Annotated in this window: 7 protein-coding genes; 5 read left to right on the plus strand and 2 right to left on the minus strand. The window is 73.0% G+C overall.

Features of this window, described 5'->3' with window-relative positions:
• The 4 genes from H5J29_RS16625 to H5J29_RS16640 all read left to right on the plus strand — a co-directional run.
• Nucleotides 1-776: SDR family NAD(P)-dependent oxidoreductase (locus H5J29_RS16625; RefSeq protein WP_181781871.1), on the plus strand; the 776-nt coding region annotated here is incomplete at its 5' end.
• A 94-nt stretch (nucleotides 777-870) separates the two neighbouring features.
• Entirely contained in the window at nucleotides 871-1659 is a 789-nt protein-coding gene (locus H5J29_RS16630; protein ID WP_181781872.1) for an enoyl-CoA hydratase/isomerase family protein, read from the plus strand.
• Nucleotides 1660-1721: 62 nt separating this feature from the next.
• Nucleotides 1722-2495, plus strand: a complete 774-nt coding sequence (locus H5J29_RS16635; RefSeq protein WP_181781873.1) for an SDR family NAD(P)-dependent oxidoreductase — start codon at nucleotides 1722-1724, stop codon at nucleotides 2493-2495.
• Between the two features lie 170 nt (nucleotides 2496-2665).
• A complete protein-coding gene (locus H5J29_RS16640; RefSeq protein WP_181781874.1) occupies nucleotides 2666-3436 on the plus strand; it encodes an SDR family NAD(P)-dependent oxidoreductase in 771 nt (256 codons plus the stop codon).
• Between the two features lie 46 nt (nucleotides 3437-3482).
• On the opposite strand, the gene H5J29_RS16645 is transcribed toward H5J29_RS16640, so the two are convergent.
• A complete protein-coding gene (locus H5J29_RS16645) occupies nucleotides 3483-5153 on the minus strand; it encodes a thiolase C-terminal domain-containing protein (protein ID WP_181781875.1) in 1671 nt (556 codons plus the stop codon).
• Nucleotides 5154-5280: 127 nt separating this feature from the next.
• Between H5J29_RS16645 and H5J29_RS16650 the strand changes: the two genes are divergently transcribed.
• A complete protein-coding gene (locus H5J29_RS16650) occupies nucleotides 5281-6111 on the plus strand; it encodes an SDR family oxidoreductase (protein WP_220187512.1) in 831 nt (276 codons plus the stop codon).
• Between the two features lie 43 nt (nucleotides 6112-6154).
• Here the strand turns inward: H5J29_RS16650 and H5J29_RS16655 are convergent.
• On the minus strand, nucleotides 6155-6605 hold a 451-nt coding region (locus tag H5J29_RS16655), incomplete at its 5' end, for an acyl-CoA dehydrogenase family protein (RefSeq protein ID WP_281376011.1).

Below are 6605 nucleotides of genomic sequence, written 5' to 3' on the forward strand. Positions count from 1 at the left end.
CACGGGGGGCCGCGGTCGTCGTCGTCGAGATCGAGGCGGCCCGGGGCGAGCAGACCGCCGCGATGATCCACGAGCGGGGTGGTCAGGCGCTCGTCGTGCCGACCGACGTGATGGACACGGCCCAGGTCGCGGCGGCCGTCGCGGCGGCGGAGGAGCGCTTCGGCCGGGTCGACATCCTCGTCAACAACGCCGGTGGGGTGCGCAAGCGGCGCTTCCTCGACCAGAGCGAGCGGAGCTGGCGGCGGCACATCGACATCAACCTCACCAGCGTGCTCGCCGCCACCTGGCACGCCGCGCACGCGATGGTGCGCGGTGGCCGCGGCGGGTCGATCGTGAACGTCGCGAGCATCGAGGCGAGCCGAGCGGCTCCGACCTTCGCCGTGTACGCCGCCTGCAAGGCGGGCATGGTCAACTTCACGCGCTCGATGGCCGTCGAGCTCGGCGAGCACGGGATCCGCGTCAACGCCATCGCCCCCGACCTCACCCGCACCGCGGGCAACTCCGGGGTCCGCACCGGACCCGTCGACCCGGCCGCGATGCGGCAGCGCGGTCCCCGCGAGCAGGCGGGCCTGGAGGGTTACATCCCGCTCGGCAGGGAGGGCCACGTCGACGAGTGCGGCGACGTCGTCGCGTTCCTCTGCTCGCCCATGGCCCGGTACGTCTCCGGGGTCACGATCCCGGTCGACGGCGGCACGTGGGCCTCCAGCGGCTGGGTCCGGGCTCCCCAGGCGGAGGCCGACAAGGGCTGGGTCCTGTTCGAGGCGATGGGCGGATGACCGGACGGTCGGCGACCGCACGACGGAGACCGTGCTGCCAGAGCGGCGGGGCACGACACCGGCGCCGGACGGGTGCCCGGAGGAGGAGTGACGCATGAGCGTGCACGCAGAGGGAGAGCCGAAGGTGCGGTACGTCGTCGCGGACGGCGTGGCGACGATCTCATTGAACCGACCCGCGCGGCACAACGCCGTCGACGACGAGACCCACGACCTGCTCGTCGAGACCTGGGACGCCGTGCTGGCCGACCCCGCGGCGCGGGTCATCCTCATCAGGGGCGAGGGCCGGTCGTTCTGCTCGGGGCGCGACACCTCGCAGCTCGGTGAGCGGGTGGCGGGGGAGGGCGACCTGTCGTTCATCCGCCGCCACCAGCAGATCAGGGAGACCCAGCTGGGCTCGTCGAAGCCCGTCGTCGCGGCGCTGCAGGGCAACGTCCTCGGCGGTGGTCTGGAGATGGCGCTGACCGCGGACGTCCGGATCGCGGCGGAGGACCTGCGGATGGCGTTCCCCGAGATCCGCTACGGGCTCATGACCGACACCGGGGGGTCCGCGCTGGCGACGATGCTCGCGGGACCGTCGCGGGCCAAGTGGATGCTGATGACGGGCAGGCCGGTCGACGCGACGAAGGCGTTGGCCTGGGGTCTCGTCGACGAGGTCGTGCCCCGCGAGGAGCTCGACGCCGTGGCCGCCGCGTTCGCGGCGGAGCTCGCCGACAAGCCGAGCGACGCCCTGTCGATGATCAAGAGCTCCGTCGACGGCATGTGGCGCGGCGAGCTGCAGAACGCCATGCACACCGAGCTCGTCTCGCAGGTCGCGTTGTTCGGCGGAGAGGACTACCGGGCGCGCAAGCGTGCCCGGGCGGAGGCCGCGGGCCGCCGCGGCTGACGGTCCGACCACTCGAGTGTTCGACGTTCTCCCGCGAGGAGAACGCAGACGAAGGAGCAGCAATGGAACTCACGGGCGTTTCCGCCATCGTCACCGGTGGTGCGGGCGGGTTCGGGGAGGCCACCGTCCGGAGGCTCGTCGACAAGGGGGCGAACGTCGTCATCGCCGACCTCGCGGAGGACCGCGGCAAGGCGTTGGCGGCGGACCTGGGTGAGGAGCGGGCGCGCTTCGTCCCCACCGACGTCACGGACGAGGAGTCGGTCGAGGCGGCCATCGCCGCCGCGGGCGAGCTCGGCCCCCTGCGGGTCGCCGTCATCGTCCACGGCGGGCCCGCGGCGGGCGCGCGGGTCATCGACCGTGCGGGCAAGCGCTATCCGCTGGCCACCTTCCGCAAGACCGTCGACATCTTCCTCACGGGCACGTTCAACGTCCTCGCCCAGGCCGCCGAGGCCATGGCGCAGACCGACACCCTCGACTCCGGGCAGCGCGGCGTGATCATCACGACCGCGAGCATCGCCGGGCTGGAGGGTGCGCCGGGGCAGACGGACTACTCCGCCGCGAAGGGCGGGGTCATCGGCCTGAACCTCACCGCCGCACGGGACCTCGCCCCCGTCGGCATCCGCGTCATGTCGATCGCGCCGGGGGTGTTCCTCACCCCGGCCTACCGGATGAGCGCGGAGGAGGCGCAGGCCAAGTTCGGCCCGACGGTGCCCAACCCCAAGCGGATGGGCGCGCCGAGCGAGTACGCCCGCCTCGCGGTCGACATCGCCGAGAACGACTACCTCAACGGCGAGGTCATCCGCATCGACGGGGCGCTGCGCTTCAACACGCGGTAGCGCTTCAACACGCGGCAGCACTGTCTCGGCATCTCCTCACCGAGACTCTGAACCCGGTGCCGCTCGGCCATCCCGCGCTCCACGTCGACCACGGGGAGGAGCAGGACCTCCTGACCGTCCCCGAGATCAGCGCTGAGACACCGAAGTCCACACCACCGGAGGCGTCATCGATGTCGACTTCCCTGCTCCGCCGGTTCGAGGGTCGCGTCGCGTTCGTCACGGGCGCGGCGCGCGGGTTCGGCGCCGCGTTCGCCGAGGCGTTCGTCGCGGAGGGGGCCGCGGTGGCGATGGTCGACGTCGACACCGCGGCGGTGCAGGAGGCGGCGGAGAAGCTGCGCGCCGCGGGTGGGCGGGTCGTCGGCCTCGAGTGCGACGTCGCCGACCCGGACTCCGTGGCGTCGGCCGTGGAGCACACCGTGGGTGAGCTCGGCGAGATCGGCATCCTCGTCAACAACGCCGGGCTCCACCTCACGCGCTACAACCTGCCGTTCGCGAAGCTGCCGACCGACGAGATCCGCAGGCTCTTCGACGTCAACGTGCTCGGCGTCGTCCACTGCACGCTGGCCTGCGCGGAGTCGATGGGCCGCGCGGGGCGGGGGGCGGTGGTCAACCTGTCGTCGCTCTCCAGCTACCAGGTCGTGAGCCCCTACGGCGTGTCGAAACTTGCCGTCCGCGGCCTGACCACGGCGTTCGCGGCCCAGCTCGGCGATGCGGGCATCCGCGTCAACGCCGTCGCGCCGGGGCTGATGGCCACGGAGAGCGCGGTGGCCGACCTCCCGGCGGAGCTGCTGCAGGAGTTCGTGACGTCGCGGCAGTCGGTGCACCGGACGGGCGCGGTCGAGGACGTCGTCTCGGCCGTCACGTACCTCTGCAGCGACGCGGCGAGCTTCGTCACCGGCGAGACCCTGCGCGTCGACGGCGGGGTCTTCCGGGGCGTCTGACCGGGCCCGTCCGGCCGACGGGGCGACGCCGGCCAGGACGGGACGATCAGGCCCGGCGCAGCAGCATCGCGCCCGACGGGATCCCCCCGCCGTTGGTCACCACGGCGACGTTCGCGTCGGCCACCTGGCGGCCGTGCGCCTCGCTCCGCAGCTGCAGCATGGCCTCGCGCACGAAGCCGTAGCCGTGGAGCCTGCCCGCGGAGAGCTGACCACCGTGCGGGTTGAGGGGGAGCGTGCCGTCGAGCGCGATGGTCTTGCCGCCCGCGAGGAAGTCGGTCGCCTCGCCCAGACCGCAGAAGCCGAGGGCCTCGATCCAGGTCAGCGCGTTGAAGGTGAAGCCGTCGTAGAGCAGCGCGAGGTCGACGTCGTCCGGTGTCAGGTCGGTGCGGGTCCACAGGTGGGCGGCGGGTCCGCGGGCCTGCGGCATGTGCGAGAGGGTGTCCTGGTCCCAGGAGACCCGTTCCAGGATCTGCGTGCCGACGGCCTCGACCAGCACGGGGGTCGACCGCAGGTCCGGCACCGCGTCGATCGCGGAGACGATGACCGCGACGGCCCCGTCGGCCGGGACGTCGCAGTCGTAGAGGCCGAACGGCGTGGAGACCATGCGGGCGGACAGGTAGTCGTCCATGGTGATCGGGTCCCGGTAGATCGCCTCCGGGTTGCGGCTCGCCCCCGCACGCGCGTTGACGGCGATGGCGCCCAACGCCTCGCGGCCGACGCCGTACCGGTGCAGGTAGTTCGAGGCGTGCATGCCGATCCACTGGGCCGCGGACCCGGCCCCGAACGGCAGCCGCCACTCCTGGATGCCGGTGGCCCGCGACGTCGTGGTGTGCCACGCCCCGGAGCGCTGCATCGACGCCAGGGACGCCTCCCACATGGTGCGGAAGCAGAGCACGTGGCGGCAGAGGCCCGACGCCACGGCGAGCATGGCGGTGATGATGGAGCCCGCCTGTCCCGGGGTCTCCGCCGCGCCGTTGACCCAGACCGGCGTCAGACCGAGCGCCTCGGAGACCGCGGTGACCCCGCCCTCCGTCATCCCGACGTTCGGCGACGGGCCCGGGTAGGTCGAGAGCCCGTCGATGTCGTCGAAGTCCAGGCCCGCGTCGGCGACCGCGCGGCGACAGGCCTCGACGGTGAGGGACAGGGGATCGACCATCAGCCGCCTGCCCGACCGGGACTGGCCGACCCCGGTCAACGCGACCCGGTTCTCGAACCGGTCCGCGCGCCCGCCCGCGGTGATGCGGCGCAGGGCGGGGGTCACGTCCCGTACCGGCGGGATCGGGCCGGGACCCTGCTCCCGCTCGGTCACCTCGTCCGGCTCGAAAAGAGGTAGCCAGACCTCCTCGTGCTGCTCGAACCGCACCCTGACGCGCATGCCGATCCGCACCTCGGCGGGATCGACGCCGACGACGTTCGTGGTGAGCCGGGCGCGGTCGTCCTCCTCGATCGCGACGATCGCCACGGCGTACGGGGGCGGGAAGGCGGGCTGCCAGGCCTGGTGGGTGACCGTCACCGCGACGACGGTCGCGCGGCCGGACACCGCGGTGAGGGCGACCTCCGCGCTGCGGCAGGTCGGGCAGGACGGCAGCGGCGGGTGGAACAGCCGGCCACAGGAGCCGCACTGCGTGATGCGCAGGACGCCGTCCGCACCGGACGCCCAGAACGGTCCGCTGGCCAACGTGGGCTGCGGCAGGGGGCGGGCCGGCGACGGGTCCACGGTGACACTCCTCGAACTCGGGACGTGACGTCTACTCGATATGAGTAGACTGTATTTCCCCTAGGTGGTACGGACAAGGGGCAGCGGCTCGACGGCGTGCTGCCGAACCCGGAAGGAAGTGGTCGAGGTGGGCGCGTTCTCGGATCGTGTCGCGATCGTCACCGGAGGTGGCACCGGCCTGGGGCTGGGTGTGGCCCTCGAGCTGGCGCGCGAGGGCGCCCACGTCGTGGTGGCCTCCCGCAAGCGCGAGAACCTCGACGCGGGGGTGCGCGCGATCGAGGAGGCGGGCGGCGCGGCGTCGGCGCAGGTGTGCGACATCCGCGACGCCGACTCGGTGCAGGCGATGGTCGCCGACGTCGTGGCCACGCACGGACGGCTGGACGTCCTGGTCAACAACGCCGCGGGCAACTTCGTGGTCCCGGCGGAGGAGTACACGCCGAACGGCTGGCGGACGATCGTCGACATCGTCCTCAACGGCACCTTCCTGTGCTCCTGGGCGGCCGCGCGGCACTGGATCGACGCGGGCACCCCCGGCGTCATCCTCAACGTCGTCTCCACCCACATCTACACCGGCTGCCCCGGCGTCGCGGCCTCCTCGGCGGCCAAGGCGGGCGTGGCCAACATGACCCAGACGCTCGCGGTGGAGTGGGCGGGCCACGGCATCAGGGTCAACGGGATCGCTCCCGGCGTCTTCCCCAACCCGACCGTGCAGTCGCAGATGCACTCCGAGGAGAACCTCGACGGCGCCCGGGAGCGGGCGGCGCGGACCGTGCCGCTCGGCCGGGCGGGCGAGGTGCACGAGCTCGGCAAGGCCGCGGTGTTCCTCGCGTCCGACGACGCCGCCTACATCACCGGGCACACCCTGGTCGTCGACGGCGGGAACTGGCTGCGCCGGGGCCACCTGATGCCCGAGTACCGCACCGTGCCCCAGCAGATGGCCGACCGCGGGCTCCGCTAGCCCGTCCCGCTCCGGAGCCCCCGGACGGGGGCTCCGGAGCGGCTCACCGCGGCGCGGGCTCGGCCAGCAGCTCGGTCGAGAGGCGCGGGGTGCCACCGAACCACTGCTCGAGCAGGCGGGCGCGACGGACGTAGAGGTGGGCGCCGCTCTCGTCGGTGAAGCCCATGCCGCCGTGGTTCTGCACGTCGTCGGCCGCGTTGTCGATGGCCGCGGCCGAGGCCACCAGCTTCGCCGACGACACCTGGAAGGCCGCGTCGGGCCTGCCCTCGGCCAGCACGAGCGCGGCGTACGAGGTCAGCGACATCGCGGCCTCGCAGCGTGTCGCCATCTCCGCGCAGCGGTGCTTCACGGCCTGGAACACCCCGATCGGCTGCCCGAACTGCGTGCGGGTCTTCGCGTACTCGGCGGAGCGGTCCCGGCAGGCCTCGGCCACCCCGCAGAGCGCCGCGGCCGCGAGCACGACCCCCCGCAGCCGCAGCTCGGGGGCGTCCGCG

Source organism: Pseudonocardia pini, from assembly GCF_013870575.1.
GTDB classification, from domain to species: domain Bacteria; phylum Actinomycetota; class Actinomycetes; order Mycobacteriales; family Pseudonocardiaceae; genus Pseudonocardia; species Pseudonocardia pini.